The organism is Bradyrhizobium sp. MI1.10 (assembly GCF_055811035.1).
The window spans coordinates 111,968-132,448 of the sequence record NZ_JBVVPN010000004.1; the positions used below are offsets into that span (position 1 = coordinate 111,968).

Annotated in this window: 18 protein-coding genes; 4 read left to right on the forward strand and 14 right to left on the reverse strand. The window is 64.4% G+C overall.

Annotated elements, in window-relative coordinates:
- Window positions 1–31: 31 nt before the first annotated feature.
- From AC0L3K_RS06470 to AC0L3K_RS06500, 7 genes are all read right to left on the reverse strand, one after another.
- Complete coding sequence (locus AC0L3K_RS06470) at window positions 32–1,930, reverse strand: potassium transporter Kup (RefSeq protein WP_007592495.1); 1,899 nt, start codon at window positions 1,928–1,930, stop codon at window positions 32–34.
- Between the two features lie 273 nt (window positions 1,931–2,203).
- A complete protein-coding gene (locus AC0L3K_RS06475) occupies window positions 2,204–3,034 on the reverse strand; it encodes an OmpA/MotB family protein (protein WP_007592497.1) in 831 nt (276 codons plus the stop codon).
- Window positions 3,035–3,057: 23 nt separating this feature from the next.
- On the reverse strand, window positions 3,058–3,831 hold the full coding sequence (locus AC0L3K_RS06480) for a motility protein A (protein WP_007592499.1): 774 nt from the start codon (window positions 3,829–3,831) through the stop codon (window positions 3,058–3,060).
- A 355-nt stretch (window positions 3,832–4,186) separates the two neighbouring features.
- Entirely contained in the window at window positions 4,187–4,906 is a 720-nt protein-coding gene (locus tag AC0L3K_RS06485; RefSeq protein ID WP_007592501.1) for an RraA family protein, read from the reverse strand.
- A 131-nt stretch (window positions 4,907–5,037) separates the two neighbouring features.
- On the reverse strand, window positions 5,038–5,919 hold the full coding sequence (locus tag AC0L3K_RS06490; RefSeq protein WP_007592503.1) for a CDP-alcohol phosphatidyltransferase family protein: 882 nt from the start codon (window positions 5,917–5,919) through the stop codon (window positions 5,038–5,040).
- Between the two features lie 86 nt (window positions 5,920–6,005).
- Window positions 6,006–6,710 carry a phosphatidylserine decarboxylase gene (locus tag AC0L3K_RS06495; protein ID WP_256375820.1) on the reverse strand — a complete coding sequence of 235 codons (705 nt, stop codon included), beginning with the start codon at window positions 6,708–6,710 and terminating at the stop codon, window positions 6,006–6,008.
- A 77-nt stretch (window positions 6,711–6,787) separates the two neighbouring features.
- Window positions 6,788–8,743, reverse strand: coding sequence for an ABCB family ABC transporter ATP-binding protein/permease (locus AC0L3K_RS06500; protein WP_473254242.1), 1,956 nt, complete (start codon window positions 8,741–8,743; stop codon window positions 6,788–6,790).
- A gap of 203 nt (window positions 8,744–8,946) precedes the next feature.
- Here AC0L3K_RS06500 and AC0L3K_RS06505 point away from each other — a divergent pair, with 203 nt between their 5' ends.
- Window positions 8,947–9,552, forward strand: coding sequence for an LOG family protein (locus AC0L3K_RS06505; RefSeq protein WP_007592508.1), 606 nt, complete (start codon window positions 8,947–8,949; stop codon window positions 9,550–9,552).
- On the opposite strand, the gene AC0L3K_RS06510 is transcribed toward AC0L3K_RS06505, so the two are convergent.
- From AC0L3K_RS06510 to cysS, 4 genes are all read right to left on the reverse strand, one after another.
- Window positions 9,549–9,923 (reverse strand): VOC family protein, encoded by a 375-nt coding sequence (locus AC0L3K_RS06510; protein WP_473365619.1) that lies wholly within the window; start codon window positions 9,921–9,923, stop codon window positions 9,549–9,551. The genes AC0L3K_RS06505 and AC0L3K_RS06510 overlap by 4 nt on opposite strands.
- Window positions 9,924–10,069: 146 nt before the next feature.
- Window positions 10,070–11,668 carry a citramalate synthase gene (gene cimA, locus AC0L3K_RS06515; protein ID WP_473365620.1) on the reverse strand — a complete coding sequence of 533 codons (1,599 nt, stop codon included), beginning with the start codon at window positions 11,666–11,668 and terminating at the stop codon, window positions 10,070–10,072.
- Window positions 11,665–12,174 carry a GNAT family N-acetyltransferase gene (locus AC0L3K_RS06520; RefSeq protein ID WP_473365621.1) on the reverse strand — a complete coding sequence of 170 codons (510 nt, stop codon included), beginning with the start codon at window positions 12,172–12,174 and terminating at the stop codon, window positions 11,665–11,667. Before AC0L3K_RS06520 ends, cimA begins: the two co-directional genes overlap by 4 nt.
- Window positions 12,175–12,289: 115 nt before the next feature.
- Window positions 12,290–13,672, reverse strand: coding sequence for a cysteine--tRNA ligase (gene cysS / locus AC0L3K_RS06525; protein ID WP_473254241.1), 1,383 nt, complete (start codon window positions 13,670–13,672; stop codon window positions 12,290–12,292).
- Window positions 13,673–13,965: 293 nt separating this feature from the next.
- On the opposite strand from cysS, the gene AC0L3K_RS06530 reads away from it, so the two are divergent.
- Window positions 13,966–14,271: a hypothetical protein gene (locus AC0L3K_RS06530; RefSeq protein ID WP_007592521.1), complete on the forward strand. Its 306-nt coding sequence runs from the start codon at window positions 13,966–13,968 to the stop codon at window positions 14,269–14,271.
- A gap of 130 nt (window positions 14,272–14,401) precedes the next feature.
- Window positions 14,402–15,589, forward strand: a complete 1,188-nt coding sequence (locus AC0L3K_RS06535) for a DUF2865 domain-containing protein (RefSeq protein WP_219682554.1) — start codon at window positions 14,402–14,404, stop codon at window positions 15,587–15,589.
- A gap of 163 nt (window positions 15,590–15,752) precedes the next feature.
- Here AC0L3K_RS06535 and AC0L3K_RS06540 read toward each other — a convergent pair whose 3' ends face one another.
- The 3 genes from AC0L3K_RS06540 to AC0L3K_RS06550 form a co-directional block, all read right to left on the reverse strand.
- Complete coding sequence (locus tag AC0L3K_RS06540; protein WP_473365622.1) at window positions 15,753–17,510, reverse strand: NAD+ synthase; 1,758 nt, start codon at window positions 17,508–17,510, stop codon at window positions 15,753–15,755.
- Between the two features lie 98 nt (window positions 17,511–17,608).
- Window positions 17,609–17,962 carry a diacylglycerol kinase gene (locus tag AC0L3K_RS06545; RefSeq protein ID WP_354127850.1) on the reverse strand — a complete coding sequence of 118 codons (354 nt, stop codon included), beginning with the start codon at window positions 17,960–17,962 and terminating at the stop codon, window positions 17,609–17,611.
- Between the two features lie 4 nt (window positions 17,963–17,966).
- Window positions 17,967–19,355 carry a class II 3-deoxy-7-phosphoheptulonate synthase gene (locus AC0L3K_RS06550; RefSeq protein ID WP_473365623.1) on the reverse strand — a complete coding sequence of 463 codons (1,389 nt, stop codon included), beginning with the start codon at window positions 19,353–19,355 and terminating at the stop codon, window positions 17,967–17,969.
- A gap of 181 nt (window positions 19,356–19,536) precedes the next feature.
- Between AC0L3K_RS06550 and AC0L3K_RS06555 the strand changes: the two genes are divergently transcribed.
- Window positions 19,537–20,433 carry an alpha/beta hydrolase family protein gene (locus AC0L3K_RS06555; protein ID WP_473365624.1) on the forward strand — a complete coding sequence of 299 codons (897 nt, stop codon included), beginning with the start codon at window positions 19,537–19,539 and terminating at the stop codon, window positions 20,431–20,433.
- Window positions 20,434–20,481 lie beyond the last annotated feature (48 nt).

Below are 20,481 nucleotides of genomic sequence, written 5' to 3' on the forward strand. Positions count from 1 at the left end.
TGCAATTTGACATGTCTCTGCCAATCGCCGCTTAGATGGTGACCTGGGTTCCGACTTCAACCACCCGGCCCGTGGGAATCTGGAAATAGTCGGTGGCGTCGTTGGCGGACCGGCTCAGCGCGATGAACAAATGGTCCTGCCAAAGCGGCATGCCGGACTGCGCCGACGCCTTCAGCGAGCGCCGCGACACGAAGAACGAGGTCGACATGATGTCGAACTGCCAGCCCTGCTTGCGCGCGATCGCGAGCGCCTTGGGCACGTTCGGCTGCTCCATGTAGCCGAAGCGCAGGCGGACCTTGAAGAACTTGTCGCTGATCTTCTCCATCCGGAAACGCTCCGACAGATCGACCCGCGGCGTATGCGCGGTCTCGATGGTCAGGACCACGTTATGCTCGTGCAGCACCTTGTTGTGCTTGAGATTGTGCAACAGCGCGGTCGGCACGAAGGAGGGATCGCTGGTCAGGAACACCGCGGTGCCCTTGACGATGTGCGGCGGCCGCTTCTCCAGGCTCCGGATCAAATCGTCCAGCGGCACCTCGATGCGGCGCGTTTTCTGGATCAGGATCGCGGACCCTCGCCGCCAGGTCCAGATTGTCCCGGCCATGATCGCGCCGAACAGCAGCGGCACCCAGGCGCCTTCAAGCAGCTTCAGAAGATTCGCGCTGAAGAAACTTATGTCGACCACGACGAAGGGCAGGATCACCGCTGCGGCCGTCGCGGCGCGCCAGTTCCACAATTTCCAGATCACGATGAAGCCCATGATGCCGTCGGCAACCATGGTGGTGGAGACCGCAATACCGTAGGCCGAAGCCAGATTGCTGGGGGTGTGGAACAACAGCACCAGCAGCATCACACCGATCAGGAGCAGCCGGTTGACACGCGGCAGATAGATCTGGCCGGCGTGGGTTTCCGAGGTGAAGCGCACCTCGAAGCGCGGCAGGAGGCCGAGCTGCACCGCCTGATAGACCAGCGAATAGGCCCCTGTGATCACCGCTTGGCTCGCGATCACCGTCGCCGCGGTCGCAAGCCCGACCAGCGGCAGCACGAAGTGCTCGGGGACCATGCGATAGAAAGAGTGCTCGATCGCGCTGGGATCGGACAGCACCAGCGCGCCCTGCCCGAAATAGTTGATCAGGAGCGAGGGCAGCACGAAGAACATCCAGGCTGACTGGATCGGCTTGCGGCCGAAATGGCCCAGATCTGCGTAGAGCGCCTCACCGCCGGTCACCGCGAGGAACACCGCGCCCAATGTCACCAGGCCGATCGTGCCGTGCGACAGCAGGAATTGCAGCGCGTAATAGGGATTGATCGCTGCCAGCACCGACGGATCGTCGGCGATGTGAACGACGCCCAACACGGCAAGAACGGTGAACCAGACGACCATCACCGGCCCGAAGGCCGAGGCCACCAGCGCCGTCCCCTTGCTTTGGACCGCGAACAGCAGCGCCAGGATGAGGACGGTCAGGGGAACCACATAGTGCTCGAAGGCGGGCGTGGCGAGCTTCAGACCCTCGACCGCCGACAACACCGAGATCGCCGGCGTGATCATGGAATCGCCGATGAACATGGAGGCGCCGACCACGCCGAGCGCCATCAGGAACCAGCTCCGCCGCCCGAGCGCGCGCTGGCCGAGCGCCATGAGGGAAAGCGTGCCGCCCTCCCCGTTGTTGTCGGCGCGCAGCAGCAGCAGCACGTATTTGGCGGTGACGACGATCAGCAGCGCCCAGAGGATCAGCGAGAGCACGCCGAGCACCATGACCCGCGAGACCGGCTGGCCATGGGCGGCACCCCTGACGGCCTCGTGGAATGCATAGAGCGGCGACGTGCCGATGTCGCCGAAGACAACGCCGATACTCCCGAGCGTCAGGCCCCAGAAACCAGAGGTGACCGGCCCGTCCGGAGCTTCGGTCGATGTGATGCTCGCCGTCATATGAAACTGGAACGCTTCTGCCCGAGAATTGATCCGGCGCCTTTTGACGGTTCCGGCGCCCCTGTCAATCAGCACATCACCATAGCAGGCGCCGGGACGGATGCTGTGACGGCGCAGCAACGGTCGTCGCCCACGCGACGACATGCCTCAGGTAAGATGGTGGCGCAAGAGCCCAGAGCCTTCCCGTTCCCGATTGAACGGGAATTGGCTCTACATCCTTGTTTTGTCGCGCTTTCTTCGCGCGAAACAGGGCCCGCTTCGCTCGAATGCGCCCTACGGCTTCAGATTCGGCGGCAGCGGCGGATCTTCGCGCATCAGGGTGATGGTCACCCGCCGGTTGGCCGCGAGCGAGGGATCGTCCGGAAACAGCGGCTGGGTGTCCGCCTTGCCGGCGACGGCGAAGACATGGGCGGCCGGCAAGCCCTCGCGTTCGAGAATCTGACGCACGGCATTGGCGCGATCGGCCGACAGGTCGAAGGCGCCGTAGTCGCTGCGGGTCGGCACGAATCCAGCCGCGGTATGGCCGGCGATGGAGACGCGCAGCGGCGTCGCCTTGAGCGGAACAGCAAGCTTCTCGATCAGGCGACGGGTGCGGTCATAGGGCACCTTGGAGCCGTCGGCGAACATCGAGCGGCCGTCCTGGTCCACGATCTCGAGGTTGAGGCCCTGCTTGGTCTCCTCGAACATGATGTGCTTGGACATCTCGGTCAGTTCCGGCATGTCCTGCAACGCCTGGCGCAGCGAGGCCGCCGCCAGTGCAAAATTCCGGTCGACCTTGATCTTCGCGCCCGAGGTGCGGTCACGATCCTCCTGGTCCGGCGTCGGCGTGTTGGAGGAGTCCTCGGGCTGAATGTGATCGACGTTCTTCAGCCGAGGGCGGGTCGGCAGCCCGTCGGACTCGACGATGCCGGAATAGCGCGCTTCGGTCTGGACACCGAAGGCGTCGCGCATGGAGCCTGCGACGACCTTCAGCTTGTTGGCATCCTGGGTCGAGAACGCGACGAGCATCACGAAGAAGCTCATCATCAGGCCCATCAGATCGGCGAAGGTCACGAACCAGCCGTGACCGCCTCCGTGTGAATCGCCGCGCTTCTTCTTGGCCATGTCTCAAATCCCGACGCGCGGCCTCAGGCCGGCACCGGCTCGCCTTCGGCGTGGCGGTGCTTCTCGGGCAGATAGGCCAGCAGCATTTCGCGGACCAGCGTCGGGCTCTTGGAGTCGCGGATCATCAGGATGCCGTCGATGATCAGCGTGCGGTTGGTCTCTTCGTCCAGGAGCTTGCCATGCAGCTTGTCGGCGATCGGGATACAGAATAGGTTGGCGACCAGCGCGCCGTAGAGAGTGGCGAGCAGCGCGGTCGCCATGAACGGGCCGAGCTTTGACGGGTCGGTCATGTTGGCGAACATCTGCACCATGCCGATCAGCGTGCCGACCATGCCGAAGGCAGGCGCGCAGTCGCCGATGGCGCGGTAGATCTTGCTGCCTTCGTCCAGATGCATCAGGAAATTGTCGCGGTCGCGCTCGAGATTGTCGCGAATGAAATCGAGGTCGTAGCCGTCGGCGACGTAGCGGATGCCCTTGGCGAGGAACGGCTCGTCGGTCTCGACCTTTTCCAAACCCACCGGCCCCTGCTTGCGGGCGATCTCGGCGATGCGGGCGAGTTCGTCGACCAGATCATGCGCTGACAGACGGCTCATCGTGAAGGCAAACTTGGCGCCGAGCGGCAGGCCGTGGATCAGCGTCGAGAGCGGAAAGCGGATCATGGTCGCAGCCGTCGAGCCGCCGAAGATGATGATCATCGCATGCTCGGAAATGAACATGTGGAGATCGCCGCCCAGCAGCATCATCGTCGCGATGACGACAATGCCCGCCACGAGCCCGATGCTCGTCATGATATCCATGGGAGACTCCAACGCGAACGCAACAACGGCCGTCCTGGCCGATGGCGCGGCCCAACCCCGAACCGCATCGGAAACCCTAGTGAGCCGCGATTAAAGACGCGTAAAGGTTAAGTTGAGCCGGCGCGCCTGGCGGCCGCAGCGCGCTGAAAGGCGCCGGCTTTTGCCGACTGCCGACACGGATTTCAACATTTTGCTAACCATACGGCGGCCCCGCACCGTCACCCAAGGCGGGACGCGCGAAGTCCTCGGCTGCGCTGCCGCGATGCTCGGCGAGCCGGATCAGGCCGCCTTGTTCCTGACGGAACAGGGCAGCCTGCGAGCGGCGTCGCAACCGTAGATCGTTCCGGTCCCGCCGTTAGTGAATCTCCGCCGAACGCTTCAGCGCAGCTTTCAACTTCTCCAACGAGAAGTCGGGGCTGCGGGCGATCTCGAGGATCGGCGTCTCGCGGCGGCCGCAGAGCTCGGCTGCCTCGGGCAACTTTGCTGCGATGTCGTGCGGGATCACGATGGCGCCGTGCAGATCGGCGTGGATCAGATCGTCCGACTTCACGGTCATGCCGGCAACGCGCACCTCGCCGCCAAAGCTCTCGGCATGCACCCATGCATGCGACGGGCCGATCGAGCCGGCCAGTGCCTGGAAGCCCGGCGCCCATTGCGGGATGTCGCGGATCGAACCGTCGGTGATGACGCCGAGGCAGCCGAGCGCCTTGTGCACGTTGCTCTGCACCTCGCCCCAGAACGCGCCGTAGCCGACGTCGGGACCGTCGATATCCTGGATCACCGAGATGCGCGGACCGTGGCCGGTACCGACATATTCGTAATAGTCGATGCGGCGCTTGGACTGCTCTTCCGCCGGTAGCGAGTTTTTCAGCACCGAGCGGATCGCGACCGTGCGGGCATAGCCGACGATCGGCGGCAGATCGGGAAATGGGCAGACCAGCGGCTTGGTGGTGTAGCCGATCAGCCGGCGCTCGGGCGCCACGATCTCCATGGCATTGCAGATCGTCGGCGTGTCATAGCGGCCCAGCGCTTCGAGGACGGAAGCGGGCAGCGGCCCGGTCGCGATATTCGTCACGGCGTTCTCTCCCAGATTGGCGGCCGCTGTTGGCGCGGTGCCGCCGTCACCAGGCGATATAGCCGAGATCGGGCCTCAACCCAACTCAGGGCACCTCATGGCAGATATCCAAGTCTTGCTGCTTAAGTGGCTCAGTGCAGCCGGTCAGGCCGGTCGTCGTCGCGCGGCGGCTCCGACAGGTTTGCCAGCGTCGGTGCCGACGGCGGCGACGAGACCTCGCCTCCCGCCGGCGCCGTGGCTTCCATCGCGCGCGCCTGGTCGCGATAGGATTTGTAGCCGAGCGGCAAAGCGAGCAGATACAGCACCGTGCCGATCGACAGCACGTGCCAGGGATAGGCGATCAGGATCGCGATGAAGACGATCACCGCGACGAACGCGGGCAGCACCAGTTCGGGCGGCACGCGCATGCGCTTGGTCTTGCCGGAGAACACCGGCAGGCGCGACACCATCAGGAAGGCGATCAGCAGCGTATAGGCAGCCGTCACCGCCGCAGGCAGCCGGCCGAGATCGAGGAACGCGACATAGATCGGCAGCAGCACCGTGATCGCGCCCGCCGGCGCCGGCACGCCGGTGAAGAAATTGGCGGCGAAGGCCGGCTTGTTGGGATCGTCCATGGTGGCATTGAAGCGCGCTAGGCGGAGGCCACCGGAGATCGCGAACACCATGGCGGCGATCCAGCCGGCATTGCCGAGTTCGTGCAGCTGCCAGAAATACAGCATCAGGCCGGGCGCCACGCCGAAATTGACGAAGTCGGCGAGGCTGTCGAGCTCGGCGCCGAACTTGGACTGCCCCTTGATCATGCGCGCGATGCGGCCGTCGATGCCGTCGAGTGCCGCCGCAAACACGATGGCGTAGACCGCGAGCGACATCCGCCCCTCGATCGAGAGCCGGATCGAGGTCAGGCCGGCGCAGATCGCCAGCAGCGTGATGACGTTGGGCACCAGCATGCGCACCGGGATCGGGCGGAACCGCCGGCGGCGCACATCAGGATCTTTGAAGTCGTAGGGCGTCATGGCTCGTCCTCACCTTGGGGCGAGATATAGCAAGCCGCGTTCCCCTCCGCCATTGCGGCGGAAGACCCTTCGGGCCGACTTATTGGTTAATTGGAGCGGTAGGCGCGGCTCGGGTCGTCTCCGGCGAGATCGGCCAGAATCGTCTCGCCGGCGATCGCGGTCTGGCCTTCCGAGACCAGCGCCCTGGTGCCCAGCGGCAGATAGACGTCGAGCCGCGAGCCGAAGCGGATCAGACCGAAGCGCTCACCGGCGCCGATTGCCTGCCCCTCTTTGACGAAGCAGACGATGCGCTTGGCGACGAGCCCTGCGATCTGGACCACGCCGATCCGCGCCGTCGGCGTCGTGATCGCCAGCGAGTTGCGCTCATTGTCCTCGCTCGCCTTGTCCAGCTCGGCATTGATGAACAGGCCGGGACGGTAGGCGATACGGTCCACCCGGCCCGTGATCGGGCTGCGGTTCACATGGCAGTTGAACACGCTCATGAACACCGAGATGCGCGGCAGTGGCCGGTCGCCGAGCCCGAGCTCGGCCGGCGGCAGCGCCATGGTGATCATCGAGACGCGGCCGTCGGCCGGCGACACCACGAGCCCCTCGCGCACAGGAGTCACACGCACGGGGTCGCGGAAGAACAGCGCGCACCACACGGTCAGGATGGTGCCGATCCACCCCAAAGGCGACCACAGCCAGAACAGGACGAGGCTTGCCAGCGCAAAGCCGCCGATGAAGGGATAACCCTCCTTGTGGATCGGCGGGATCTGACGCTGGATCGAATCGAGAATGGACATCGCTATCTGCCGCTCAGGGTTGATGGCGCAGGTCGTCCCGCGCGGTGGTGTTGTTTAGGCCAGAGTTGGGACCTGAGACAAGGTCACTCCGCCGCCGCAGGCGTCGTCAGGACATCGGCGACCGGCGGTGGCTCCCGGTTGGGCGCCTCGTCAGGGTCGGCCATCCTGGCCAGTTTCTCGCGCGCCGCCTCGGCCTCGCGCTGCCTGTTCCACATGCTGGCGTAAAGCCCCTCCTCCGCGAGCAGTTTCGCGTGGGTGCCGCGCTCGGCGATGCGGCCCTGGTCCAGCACGATGATCTCGTCGGCGCCGACGATGGTCGACAGCCGATGGGCGATCACCAGCGAGGTGCGGTTCTTGGCCACGCGCTCGAGTGCGCCCTGGATCTCGTGCTCGGTGTGGGTGTCCAGTGCGGAGGTCGCCTCGTCCAGCACCAGGATCGGCGGCGCCTTCAACACGGTGCGCGCGATCGCGACCCGCTGTTTTTCACCACCTGACAGTTTCAGGCCGCGCTCGCCGACCTGGGTCTCGTAGCCTTTCGGCGCCATGCGGATGAAACGATCGATCTGCGCCAGCTGCGCTGCCTGCTCGACCTCGGCATCGCTGGCGTCCCAACGGCCGTAGCGGATGTTGTAGCGGATGGTGTCGTTGAACAGCACAGTGTCCTGCGGCACCATGCCGATGGACGCGCGCAAGCTCGCCTGCGTGACTTCGCGAATGTCCTGGCCGTCGATCAGGATCTTGCCGCCGGAAATGTCATAGAGGCGAAACAAAAGCCGCGAGATGGTCGACTTGCCCGCACCTGACGGGCCGACGATCGCGACCGTCTTGCCGGCCGGCACCTCGAAGCTGATGCCCTTGAGGATCGGACGGGACGGCTCATAGGCAAAGCGCACGTCCTCGAAACGCACATTGCCCGCGGAGACCACCAGCGGCTTCGCGCCCGGCGCGTCCTTGATCTCGGCCTCGCGTCCAAGCACGTTGAACATCTTCTCGATGTCGATGATCGCCTGCTTGATCTCGCGATAGACCATGCCCATGAAATTCAAGGGCTGGTAGAGCTGGATCATCATGGCGTTGACCAGCACGAAATCGCCGACCGTGTTGGTGCCGTTGCGCACGCCGATCGCGCACATCAGCATGGTCGCGGTCAGCCCCAGCGTGAAGATCACGGCTTGTCCGGTGTTGAGCACGGCAAGCGAAGTGTAAGCCTGGACGCTCGACTCCTCGTAACGCGCGACCGATCGGTCGTAGCGCTGCGCCTCACGGGTCTCGGCGCTGAAATATTTGACGGTCTCGTAGTTGAGCAGCGAGTCGATCGCCTTGGTGTTCGCCTCGGTGTCGGCATCGTTCATCTTGCGGCGGATGCCGATCCGCCACTCGGTCGCGATGTAGGTGTAGTACATGTAGACCGCGACAGTGACGAGGGTCGCGAGCACGTAGCGCCAATCGAACTGCCACAGCAGCACGGCCATCAGCAGCGAGACTTCGACGATGGTCGGGATCAGCTGCAGGATCACCATGCGCACGATGACCTCGATGCCCTCGCGGCCGCGCTCGAGCACGCGCGTCAAGCCGCCGGTCTTGCGCTCCAGGTGGAAGCGCAGCGACAGCTCGTGCATGTGGATGAAGGTGATGGTGGCGAGCTTGCGCACCGCATGCATGGCAACGCGCGCGAAAATACCGTCGCGCCATTGCGTGAGCACCGCCATCACGATGCGCATCACGCCATAGCTGGCGGTCAGCAGCAGCGGCGAGGCGATCACCCAGAGGTGCCAATTGTCGGCCTGAACCGGCGCGGTGTTGGCGCCGGTCAGCGCGTCGGTCGCCCATTTGAAGCTGAAAGGAACCGTCAGCGTGATCAGCTTGGCGGCGAGCAGCAGCACCATCGACCAGACCACGCGCATCTTCAGGTCGAAGCGGTCGCCCGGCCAGATATAGGGCCACAGATGCGCCAGCGTGCCCATCAGCGTGGCCCGCTCCAGCGGCCCCCCGGCGGGATCAGGAACGTTGGGGCCGGCGGGCAATTGAGCTTGGTCCATCAAGAAGCCTGAAAAAGCCCGTCGGATGCGGGCTGCGTTGCTATTAAGGATTTTCGATTGTCATATAGAGCCTTACCGATGCCCATGCACCCCGCCAGATGGCGAATCTTCGATTGTTCGCCGTCGTTTACCGGTAGATTTCCGGAAGTCCCGAATCACCGATTGGGCTTGACGCCTCTCCGCTGCAATGCATCATGGCACCAATGAGCACGATCAAAACCGTCTGTGTCTATTGCGGCTCCGGCCCAGGAACCAATCCCCGTTTCACCGAAGGCGCCAAGGCGTTCGGCAAGGCGCTCGCCGAGAACAACATCCGCCTCGTCTACGGCGGCGGCTCGCTCGGCCTGATGGGCTCGGTCGCGACCTCCGTGCTCGATCACGGCGGCACTGTCACCGGCATCATCCCCGATTTCCTGCGGATGCGCGAAAACGCGCTGACGCGCGTGCAGGAGATGATCGTCACCCCCGATATGCACGAGCGCAAGCGGCTGATGTTCGAACGCTCCGACGCCTTCGTGGCGCTGCCGGGCGGCGTCGGCACGCTGGAGGAACTGGTCGAGCAATTGACCTGGAAGCAGCTCGGACGTCACGCCAAGCCGGTGCTGCTGGCCAACATCGATAATTTCTGGGAGCCGCTGTTCTCGCTGCTGTCGCACATGCGCCAGACGGAATTCATCCGCGCCGGGCTTTCGGTCGACATCCTCAAGGCCGATCGGATCGAAGAGATTTTGCCGAAGCTGAAATCGGCGGCAGCGCAGATCGAAGATGCGGAAAAGCAGATCGCCCCGGAAATGGCGCGCAAGCTCTAGTCCGCAGGAAACGTCACCGCCTCGATCCGGTTACCATCGGGGTCGAGGACGAAGGCTGCGTAATAACGCACGCGATCGTGCGGGCGGATACCCGGCGAGCCGTCGGACACGCCGACGGACAGCGCCGCGGCGTGAAATGCATCGACCTCGGCGGTCGTCTTGGCCCGCAGGCAGATATGCACGCCGCTCTCCGGCGGCACGTGCGGCATGCCCTCGCGCAGATTGATCCAGAATTCGGGATAGGTCTTGCCAAAGCCGATCGTCCGCGGCCGCGTGACGATGCGCGTGAGCCCAAGGGCCCCGAGCGTTGCTTCGTAAAATGTCGCCGAACGTTCGAGATCGCTGACGCCGACGGAGATGTGGTCGATCATGGGTCGCGCTCCCCTCTCTCCTCGTCATTGCGAGCGAAGCGAAGCAATCCAGACTGGCCCCGCGGACGCAGTCTGGATTGCTTCGTCGCTTCGCTCCTCGCAATGACGGCGTTTGTGGCGCCGCCATGGCTCACGGTCACTATCCCCTACGCCGGCGCGCCCGACTTCACCAGCTTGTAGATCACCGAATCCATCAGCGCCTGGAACGAGGCGTCGATAATGTTGGGGGACACGCCGACGGTGGTCCAGCTGTCGCCGTTCTCGTCCTCGCTCTCGATCAGGACGCGCGTGACCGCGCCGGTGCCGCCGTTGAGGATACGCACGCGATAGTCGATCAGCGTCAGGCCTTCGATATATTTCTGGTACTTGCCGAGATCCTTGCGCAGCGCGACGTCGAGCGCGTTGACGGGACCGTTGCCTTCGGCCGCCGAGATCAGATGCTCGCCGGCGACGTTGACCTTGACCACCGCCAGCGCCACGGTGACGCGCTCGCCATGCGAATTGTAACGCTGCTCGACATTGACGTCGAACTGCTCGACCTCGAAATAATGCGGCACCTTGCCGAGCGTGCGCCGCGCCAACAGCTCGAACGAGGCGTTGGCGGATTCATAGGCGTAGCCTTGCGCCTCCCGCTCCTTCAACTCCTCGACCAGCCGCGACAGTTTCGGATCGCTCTTCTCGTAGGCGATGCCGGCGCGGTCGAGCTCGGCGATGACATTGGAGCGTCCGGCCTGGTCGGACACCAGCACCTTGCGGTGATTGCCGACCAGTTCCGGCAGGACGTGTTCGTAGGTCTGCGGATCCTTCAGCACGGCGGAGGCATGGATGCCGGTCTTGGTGACGAACGCGCTCTCGCCGACATAGGCTGCATGCCGGTTCGGCACGCGGTTGAGCATGTCGTCAAGCGTGCGCGACACTTTGACCAGGGTCGCGAGCTTCTCCGCTGTCACGCCGATCTCGAAGGCGTCGGCAAACTCGGCCTTCAGCTTCAAGGTGGGGATCAGCGAGCAGAGATTGGCGTTGCCGCAGCGCTCGCCGAGGCCGTTCAGCGTGCCCTGGATCTGCCGCGCGCCGGCGCGCACCGCGGCGAGCGAATTCGCCACCGCCTGCTCGGTGTCGTTATGGGCGTGAATGCCGAGATGATCGCCGGGGATGTGCTTCGTCACCTCGGCAACGATCGCTTCGATCTCGTTGGGCATGGTGCCGCCGTTGGTGTCGCACAGCACCACCCAGCGCGCGCCGGCGTCATAGGCAGCTTTCGCGCAGGCGAGCGCGAAACCGGAATCCTCCTTGTAACCGTCGAAGAAATGCTCGCAGTCGAGCATCACCTCGCGGCCGGCGGCCTTCGCCGCCGCAACGCTGTCGCGGATCGAGGCGAGGTTCTCCTCCTTCGTCGTCTCCAGCGCAACGCGCACCTGATAGGCCGACGACTTCGCCACAAAGCAGATCACATCGGCTTTGGCCTCAAGCAGCCCGGCCACGCCCGGGTCGTTGGAGACCGAGCGTCCCGCCCGGCGTGTCATGCCGAACGCAGTGAAGCGCGCATGCGAAAACTTCGGCTGGGTGCCGAAAAACTCGGTGTCGGTCGGATTGGCGCCGGGATAGCCGCCCTCGACATAGTCGATGCCGAGTTCATCGAGCATCTGGGCGATGATCTGCTTGTCGGTCAGCGTGAAATCGACCCCATTGGTCTGCGCGCCGTCGCGCAGCGTGGTGTCGAACAGATAGAGACGCTCCTTGCTCATTGCAGCGCTCCCGACGCGGGGCCGCTGCCGAGCGTCTTTTGCATAGTGGTGTTGGCCAGCCACTCGTCGTTGACGGTGATGCTGTTGCGCTGCATGGCGACATAGCCGCGCTTGGCGAAAAAGCCCTGCGCGTTATCGCTGGCGTCGACCGTCAGCTTGTCGGCGCCGCGGCCGCCCGCAAGCTTTTCCAGCGCATCGACGAGCATCGTCGCCAGCCCCTGCCCGGCCACGGCCGGATGCACATAGAGCATGCGGATGTGATCCTTGCCGCGCAGCGAGGCGTAGCCCACGGGTGATCCCTCCAGCGTTGCGATCAGCGTCAGGTCGGAGGCGAGCCCCTTGCCGAACTCTTCGTCCTCCACCGACGCCATCCAGGCCTGCTGCTGCGCTTCGCTATAGTCGTCGCCGGTCAGCTCTTCGATGCTGGCGGTGAAGATCGCGGCGAGAACCGGCACGTCCTCTGGCAGAAAGGGCCGCAAGCCGGGCTTTGGGAGTGCTTGTGCCATCGTCTTCACCACATCCCATAGAGTTTCAGCGCCAGCGCCACGGCGGCGCCGAGCAGCAGGATTTTCAGCGCGATGTAATAGAACCAGTGCCGCGGAAAAGGCGTGTCGGGCCGCTTCATCGTGCGACCTCCCACGTCGTCCCTTCCTTGGAGTCCTTGATCGCAACGCCCATCGCGGCAAGCAGATCGCGGATACGATCGGATTCCGCAAAGTCTTTGCGCGCACGCGCCGCCGTCCGCTCCGAGATCAGCCGCTCGACTTCCTTGGCATCGACGCCGCTCGCCTGCTGCTTGCGCCCTTCCCACTGTGCGGCGCTCTCGGAGAGAAAGCCGAGCAGCCGCAACGAACCCGCGAGGGCACCAACGTCGCTGCCGCGCAGGCCATGCAGCGCCGCGATGGCCAGCGGCGTGTTGAGGTCGTCGAGCAGCGGCTCGATCACCGACGGGGCGGGCTTGCCGGGTACGACGTCAGCCGCAACCCGATACCAGTCGTCGAGCGTCCTGGCGCTCTCCTCCAGCGACTTCGTCGTCCAGTCGATCGGCGAGCGGTAGTGCGTCTTCAGCATGTTGAGGCGTAGCACCTCACCCGGCCAGTCCGCGAGCAGCTCGTGAATCGTGACGAAGTTGCCGAGCGACTTCGACATCTTCTCACTCTCGACCTGCAGGAAGCCGTTGTGCATCCAGTAGTTAGCCATGCGCTCGCGGTGGAAGGCGCAGCAGGTCTGCGCGACCTCGTTCTCGTGATGCGGAAACACGAGATCGATGCCGCCGCCATGGATGTCGAAGTGCTCGCCGAGATGCTTCCAGGCCATGGCCGAGCACTCGACGTGCCAGCCCGGCCGCCCCTGCGCGGCGACGCCGGCCGGTGATGGCCATGACGGCTCGCCGGGCTTGGACGGCTTCCACAGCACGAAGTCGGTGTTGCCCTTCTTGTAAGGCGCGACATCGACGCGGGCGCCGGCGACCATCTCGTCCAGCGAACGGTTGGACAGCGCGCCATAGCGCGGCAGCCCGGCATTCGCCGCGTTCATCGCCTGCGGCGAGAACAGCACGTGATCCTCGGCAACATAGGCAAAGCCGCCGGCAACCAGCCGCTCGATGATCTCGCGCATCTCGCCGATATGCTCGGTCGCGCGCGGCTCGACGCTCGGCCGCAGCGCGCCGAGCGCGTCGACGTCGGCGTGAAACTGTTTGCCGGTCTGCTCCGTGACTTTCCGGATCGCCTCGTTCAGCGGCAGGCCAGGGAAATCCCGCGCGGCGCGGTCGTTGATCTTGTCGTCGACGTCGGTGATGTTGCGGACATATTTGACGTGCGCCTCACCGTAGAGATGGCGCAGCAGCCGGAACAGCACGTCGAACACGATCACCGGCCGGGCGTTGCCGATATGGGCGAAGTCATAGACCGTCGGTCCGCAGACATACATGCGGACGTCCTTGGCATCGAGCGGCACGAAGGTGCGCTTTTCCCGGCTCAGCGTATCGTAAAGGCGCAATTCCATAAGGATACCCGTCGGCTGTTGGCCGGGCGTCCAGTGCTCTCAATGGTTTTGAGAAAAGACGGCTCCAGCCAGCGAATCGCTAGCTCGTAATCTCGCGGCAAATGGCGCAAATGACGAGGAGACCGTTCATGACGGAACATATGGGCTATGAGGCGGCCCCGCGTCAAGAGAGCCGCGAAAATGCCGCTTTATCTCCGCAATGCGCAGCCGCCGCGCATAGATGGTTCATATCCTTAACCATTTGAGCCCATTCTGGAACTGGCAGTTCCTATTTTTTGCCCTCCGGTGTTTTCATGCGATCATTGCTCGCGCTCATTTCCTGCGCCTCCATCCTTGTCGTTTCCAGCGCTCTCGCCGAGACCCGCGTCTTCATCATCCCCAACCAAGCGGATGGCTACGGCGTCGATCAGTGCCTGGCTAAAAGCGACAAATGCGGCGCGCAGGTCGCCCGCACCTACTGCCAGTCACGCGATTTTGCCCAGGCTTCGGCCTATCGCCGGGTCGATCCCGACGAAATTACCGGCTCTGTCCCCAAATCCGGCGCAAACTGCTCCCATGGCCATTGCGATGAATATGTCGCAATCACCTGCCAGCGCTGAATTCGCTCGGAACTGGCGTACCTTAGGCCCAATCGCTGGCCTCTGAAACGACGTGACGATGCCGCAGGAAGCGGCTATGGGAGGGCGCGCTTCGGCCCCCCACATCACGCGTGGCCGTGACCTCGCTAGAATGGCGGATATGCCTGAATTTTTGTCTCTCTCCCGTGCTCGCTCGATCCTTGCCTGCGCCGTGCTCTTGAGCACGGTCGTGCTCGCCAATGGTGCCTCCGCACAGGCCGGCCCGCCGGGACCGCCGCCTCAGCCCGGCCAGAACGGGCTCGGACCCAACCCGATGTGCGCGCGCCTGGAAGGCCAGCTCGCCGGTCTCGATCGTGGCAACGGCGGTGATCCCGCGCGCGAAGACCAGATCCGCCGCTATCAGGAATCGCAGAGCAAGCAGCAGGCCGAGCTCGACCGCGTCACCATGCAGGCCAAGCGCATGGGTTGCGATTCCTCCGGCTTCTTCTCGCTGTTCAGCGGCCAGTCCGCGCAATGCGGTCCGGTCAACACCCAGATCCAGCAGATGCGCGCCAATCTGGACCAGATCACCGGCAATCTCGAACGCCTGCGCGGCGGCGCCGGCGGCTTCAGCCCCGAGCGCGACAACCAGCGCCGCTCGGTGCTGGCAGCGCTGGCGCAGAACAATTGCGGCCCGCAATATGCCAACGCCGCGCAGTCGCAAGGCGGCGGCAACTTCCTGAGCAATCTGTTCGGCGGCAACAACCCCAACAATCCGCAAAGTGTGCCGCCGTCCGATCTCGGCCCGCAATCAGGCACCTATCGCACCGTGTGCGTGCGCACCTGCGACGGCGCGTATTTCCCGGTCTCGTTTGCGACCGTGCCGGCGCGCTTCCCCGACGACGAGAAGACCTGCAAGGCGCTGTGCCCTGCCGCCGAAGCCGTGCTCTACACCCATCGCAATCCCGGCGAGGACATGAACTCCGCGGTCTCCACCAGCGGCCAGCCCTATACGGCGCTGCCGACCGCGTTCAAATTCCGCAGCGAGTTCAACCCGTCCTGCTCCTGCAAGGCCGCGGGCCAGACCTGGGCGGACGCGCTCAAATCGGCAGACGACAAAGCATCGGCCGAGCAGCAGGGTGACATCATCGTCACCGAGGAGAGCGCCAAGAAGATGCAGCAGCGGCAGCTCAACAAGGGCACGCCTGCGAATGCCAAGAAGGGCGCGGCGCCAGCGCCGACGACGGCTGGCGCGCCGGCAGCAACGCCGCCGGCGGAAACCGGCACCCCTGCGACCTCGTCCGAGAACAAGCCGATCCGTTCGGTCGGCCCGAGCTTCCTGCCGCAACAGCAGAAGTAGGCGGCCACAAATTCAACTGTCATGCCCGCGAAGGCGGGCATTACTCCGCGGCGGCAGTTGGGTTTCGACAACATCCGCCGCGGCGTACTGGATCATCCGCCTTCGCGGATGATGACAGCGTCGTACGTGACGACACCGTCCATCCCACGACCTTCGGCCAGCCTCACCCCTCGAACGCGTCGATCGAGGCTTTGCTCCCACGCGACACCAGCGTCTCGTCCGGGGCGGCGAGCTGCTCGCCTTTGTCGCGAAAGCGGTTGGTGATGGGATAACGGCGGTCGCGGCCAAAATTCCTGGCTGTGACCTTGACGCCGGGCGCGGCTTGGCGGCGCTTGTATTCGGCGACGTTGAGGAGATGATCGATGCGGGTGACCGTCTCGCGGTCAAAGCCGGCGGCGATGATTGTGTCGAGCGGCTCTTCGCGCTCGATCAGACGCTCCAGGATGGCATCGAGCACGTCGTAGGCTGGCAACGAATCCTGGTCGGTCTGGTTCTCGCGCAACTCCGCCGTCGGCGGCCGCGTGATGATGTCGGGCGGGATCACCTCGCCGTCCGGCCCCAGCGCCCCCTCGGGCTTCCACGAATTGCGCAAGCTTGCCAACCGAAACACCTTCGTCTTGTAGATGTCCTTGATCGGATTGAAGCCGCCATTCATGTCGCCGTAGAGCGTGGCGTAGCCGACCGACATCTCCGACTTGTTGCCGGTGGTCACCACCATCAGGCCGGTCTTGTTGGAGATCGCCATCAGCAGCGTGCCACGGGTCCGGGCCTGGAGATTCTCCTCGGTAACATCGGGCGGCAGATTCTTGAAGACGCCGGACAGGATGGTCTCGAACCCGGTCACCGCCTCCGCGATCGGCAGCACCTCGTAGCGGATGCCGAGATGGCCGGCGAGCTCGCCGGCGTCCGCGATCGAGTGTGCCGCGGTGTAGCGATAAGGCAGCATCACGCCGTGCACCTGATCGGCACCGAGTGCATCGACCGCGATCGCCGCGCAGAGGGCAGAGTCGATACCGCCGGAAATGCCGAGTAGCACACCGGGAAAGCCATTCTTGGCGACGTAGTCGCGTAAGCCCAGCACGCAAGCCGCGTAGTCGGCGTGGTCGCCCTCGGGCTGCGCGGCGATCGGACCGGTGCAGCGCCAATCGTCGCCGCTTCTCGTGAAGTGCAGTGTGGTGATGCTCTCCGCGAACGCCGGCAATTGCGCCGCGAGCGAAAGGTCGCCGTTGAGCGCGAAGGAAGCACCGTCGAACACCAGCTCGTCCTGGCCGCAAACCTGGTTGAGATAGACCAGCGGCAGACCGCTCTCGGTGACGCGCGCGACCGCGACCGACAAGCGCACGTCGGCCTTGTCGCGGGCATAAGGCGAGCCGTTCGGCACAAGGATGATCTCCGCGCCGGTCTCGGCCAGCGTCTCGACCACGTTCTCGTAGTTCTCGGACTCCTCCAGCCAGATGTCCTCGCAGATCGGCACACCGATGCGCACGCCGCGCACGGTGACGGGGCCGGCCGCGGGACCGCGCGAAAACAGCCGCTTCTCGTCGAACACGCCGTAGTTCGGCAGATTGCATTTGAAGCGCAAGCCAGCGATACGGCCGCCGTCGAGCAGCGCACAGGCATTGTAGAGCCTGCCCTCCTCGACCCACGGCGTGCCGATCAGCATCGCCGGCCCGCCATCGGCGGTCTCGCGCGCCAGCGCTTCGATCGCAGCGCGGCAGGCGGCCTGAAACGAAGGCTTCTGCACCAGATCTTCCGGCGGGTAACCGGCGATGAACAATTCCGGAAACAGCAGGAGATCGGCGCCGTCGGCGGCTGCCTGCACGCGCGCCGCGCGCGCTTTGGCGGCATTTCCGTCGATGTCGCCCATGGTGGGATTGAGCTGGGCGAGCGTGACCGCGAATGCATTGAGACGTTCGGTCATGGCCACCGCGCTCCGATCAGAGCATGATCCGGAAAAGTGTGAAGCGGTTTTCCGAAAAGATCATGCTCAAAACAACAACCTAAAGCGCGATTAGCGCTTTAGAGGAATCCCAATCGCTCGATGATGGCGATGATCCAGAATGCGCCGGCCATCAGGAGCGCAAGACCGACCGCGGCCGAACCCATGTCCTTGACCCGTCCGATCTGCTTGTCGTGATCCATGGTCAGCCGGTCGGCAAGCTTCTCGATCGCAGTATTGAGCAGCTCGACCACCAGCACGAACGCGACCGCGCAGATCAGCTCGACCGCGCGCATCGCAGTCGCGCCGACGAACCACGCGAGCGGCAGCGACAAGAGGAGCGCAACGATTTCCTCGCGGACCGCCTGCTCCGAGCGGAACGCAAAGGCCAGACCGTTACGGGAATTGATCGTGGCCTTCCAGATCCGCAGCAAGGTCTTAGAGCCCCGCTGCGACCGGGATCGGCCTGACCTTGCCAGCGCGTTCCTGCTTGAGCAGTTCTGCGACCAGGAAAGCCATGTCGATGGATTGCTCGGCGTTAAGCCGGGGATCGCAGACCGTGTGGTAGCGGTCGTTGAGATCCTCGTCAGTGATCGCACGGGCGCCGCCGAGGCACTCGGTGACGTCCTGGCCGGTCATCTCCAGATGCACGCCGCCGGCATGGGTGCCTTCCGCCGCGTGGATCGCGAAGAACGACTTCACCTCGGACAGGATGCGGTCGAAGGGCCGCGTCTTGTAACCTGACGTCGATGTGATGGTGTTGCCGTGCATGGGATCGCACGACCAGACCACCACTTTGCCCTCGCGCTTCACGGCGCGGATCATGTTCGGGAGGTGCTCGCCGATCTTGTCGGAGCCGAAGCGGCCGATCAGGGTCAGCCGGCCCGGTTCGTTGTCGGGATTGAGCACGTCGATCAGCTTCAGCAGTTCGTCGGGCTTGAGCGACGGGCCGCATTTGAGCCCGATCGGATTCTTGATGCCGCGGAAATATTCGATATGGCCGTGGTCGAGTTGGCGGGTGCGGTCGCCGATCCAGATCATGTGACCCGAGGTCGCGTACCAGTCGCCGGTAGTGGAATCGACGCGGGTCATGGCCTGCTCGTAGCCGAGCAGCAGGGCCTCGTGGCTGGTGTAGAAATCGGTGGCGCGCAGCTCGGGGTGGGCCTCGAGATCGAGGCCGCAGGCGCGCATGAAGTTGAGCGCATCGGAGATGCGGTCGGCCAATTCCTTGTAGCGGCGGGACTGCGGCGAGTCCTTGAGGAAGCCGAGCATCCACTGATGCACGCTGCCGAGATTGGCGTAGCCGCCGGTCGCGAACGCGCGCAACAGGTTCAGCGTCGCGGCCGACTGGCGATAGGCCATCAGCTGGCGCTGCGGATCAGGGATGCGCGCTTGCTTGGTGAAGGCGATGTCGTTGACGATGTCGCCGCGATAGCTCGGCAGCTCGACATCGTCGATCTTCTCCATCGGCGAGGAGCGCGGTTTTGCGAACTGGCCGGCGACGCGCCCGACCTTCACCACCGGGACGGCGCCGGCATAGGTCAGCACCACCGCCATCTGGAGCAGCACACGAAAGAAGTCGCGGATGTTGTTGGCACCGTGCTCGGCAAAGCTCTCGGCGCAGTCGCCGCCCTGCAGCAGGAAGGCCTCACCGGCCGCGACCCGCGCTAAGGCCTTCTTCAGATTGCGCGCCTCGCCCGCGAATACCAGCGGCGGAAAGGTCGCAAGCTGCGCCTCGACGTCGGCCAGGGCCTTGGCGTCGGGATAATCGGGCACCTGTAGCACCGGCTTGCTGCGCCAGGATTCGGGCGTCCACCGCTCGGACATCGCAATCTCTCCGTGAAGCAAAAAGCACAACCTGATCTGTAGGTTGCGAGGGTCGCCTTATACACAGGCTGGCCACCGGCCGCCAGTTGTAAATCCAATTGGCACTGCAAAGCCTTGCGGGGAAAGCCAAATTCGCATTTGCTGGGAAACGGCGAGGAAACCGGCAGGATACCTTCTGCCCATGGGCGTGGCACTGGACGACGTTTTCATCGACGAGATCAGCTTCCCGGCGACCGACGGGTATGCGCTGGCCGGCACGCTATTTCTGCCGCGCGGCACCAAACGCCATGCCGTGCTGGTGAATTCGGCGACTGCCGTCCCGCGAAAAATCTATCGCGGCTTTGCCTCCTATCTCGCCCATCGCGGCTGCGCGGTCCTGACCTACGACTATCGCGGCATCGGCGACTCCCGGCTGCCGGCGATGGTCGGCTACAACCAGCCGAAATCGCTGGTCGGCTTCAAGGCCTCGATGTCGGACTGGGCCGCGCTCGACGTCACCGCCGCAGTGCACTGGATGCGGGAGCGCTACAACACCGTGCCCTTAGCCTATGTCGGTCACTCCTTTGGCGGCCAGGCGCTCGGGCTGATCGCCAACAACGCGGACATCTCGCGCGCCGCGTTCGTGGCCTCGCAGGCGGCGACCTGGCGGCTGATGACATCGCCGGAAAAATACCGCGTCTTCGCTTTCATGAATCTTGTCGGTGTGCCGCTCGTCCACGCGCTCGGTTACGCGCCGGGCTGGGCCGGCATCGGTGAGGATTTACCCAAGGGCGTCTTCCTGCAATGGGCCGAGTGGGTTTCGAGCCCCCGTTATCTCTTCGATTCAAAGCTGCCGGCGCTGGAGAATTTCGCCAAGTTCAAGGGCGAGCTGCGCACACTCTGCTTCTCCGACGATCCCTGGGCAACGCAGCCCGCGGTCGAGTTGCTTGCGAGCGGATTCACCGCGATCAAGCCGGAGGTGGTCAACGTGAAGCCGTCCGACGTGGGCGCCAAGGCGATCGGCCATTTCGGCTTCTTCCGCCCCGACCATCGCGACACGCTGTGGCGTGGCGTCGCGGAATGGATCCAGGGGGAATGAGAATACAGCATGAAAGGCGTGGACCGACACATGCTCCTTCCCTGAGTG

Excerpts from the sequence above, each read along its gene's own strand:
- AC0L3K_RS06470 (WP_007592495.1), bottom strand. The coding sequence starts at position 1,930 with ATGACGGCGAGCATCACATCGACCGAAGCTCCGGACGGGCCGGTCACC.
- AC0L3K_RS06475 (WP_007592497.1), bottom strand. The coding sequence starts at position 3,034 with ATGGCCAAGAAGAAGCGCGGCGATTCACACGGAGGCGGTCACGGCTGG.
- AC0L3K_RS06480 (WP_007592499.1), bottom strand. The coding sequence starts at position 3,831 with ATGGATATCATGACGAGCATCGGGCTCGTGGCGGGCATTGTCGTCATC.
- AC0L3K_RS06490 (WP_007592503.1), bottom strand. The coding sequence starts at position 5,919 with ATGACGCCCTACGACTTCAAAGATCCTGATGTGCGCCGCCGGCGGTTC.
- AC0L3K_RS06500 (WP_473254242.1), bottom strand. The coding sequence starts at position 8,743 with ATGGACCAAGCTCAATTGCCCGCCGGCCCCAACGTTCCTGATCCCGCC.
- AC0L3K_RS06505 (WP_007592508.1), top strand. The coding sequence starts at position 8,947 with ATGAGCACGATCAAAACCGTCTGTGTCTATTGCGGCTCCGGCCCAGGA.
- AC0L3K_RS06510 (WP_473365619.1), bottom strand. The coding sequence starts at position 9,923 with ATGATCGACCACATCTCCGTCGGCGTCAGCGATCTCGAACGTTCGGCG.
- cimA (WP_473365620.1), bottom strand. The coding sequence starts at position 11,668 with ATGAGCAAGGAGCGTCTCTATCTGTTCGACACCACGCTGCGCGACGGC.
- AC0L3K_RS06520 (WP_473365621.1), bottom strand. The coding sequence starts at position 12,174 with ATGGCACAAGCACTCCCAAAGCCCGGCTTGCGGCCCTTTCTGCCAGAG.
- cysS (WP_473254241.1), bottom strand. The coding sequence starts at position 13,672 with ATGGAATTGCGCCTTTACGATACGCTGAGCCGGGAAAAGCGCACCTTC.
- AC0L3K_RS06530 (WP_007592521.1), top strand. The coding sequence starts at position 13,966 with ATGCGATCATTGCTCGCGCTCATTTCCTGCGCCTCCATCCTTGTCGTT.
- AC0L3K_RS06535 (WP_219682554.1), top strand. The coding sequence starts at position 14,402 with ATGGCGGATATGCCTGAATTTTTGTCTCTCTCCCGTGCTCGCTCGATC.
- AC0L3K_RS06540 (WP_473365622.1), bottom strand. The coding sequence starts at position 17,510 with ATGACCGAACGTCTCAATGCATTCGCGGTCACGCTCGCCCAGCTCAAT.
- AC0L3K_RS06550 (WP_473365623.1), bottom strand. The coding sequence starts at position 19,355 with ATGTCCGAGCGGTGGACGCCCGAATCCTGGCGCAGCAAGCCGGTGCTA.
- AC0L3K_RS06555 (WP_473365624.1), top strand. The coding sequence starts at position 19,537 with ATGGGCGTGGCACTGGACGACGTTTTCATCGACGAGATCAGCTTCCCG.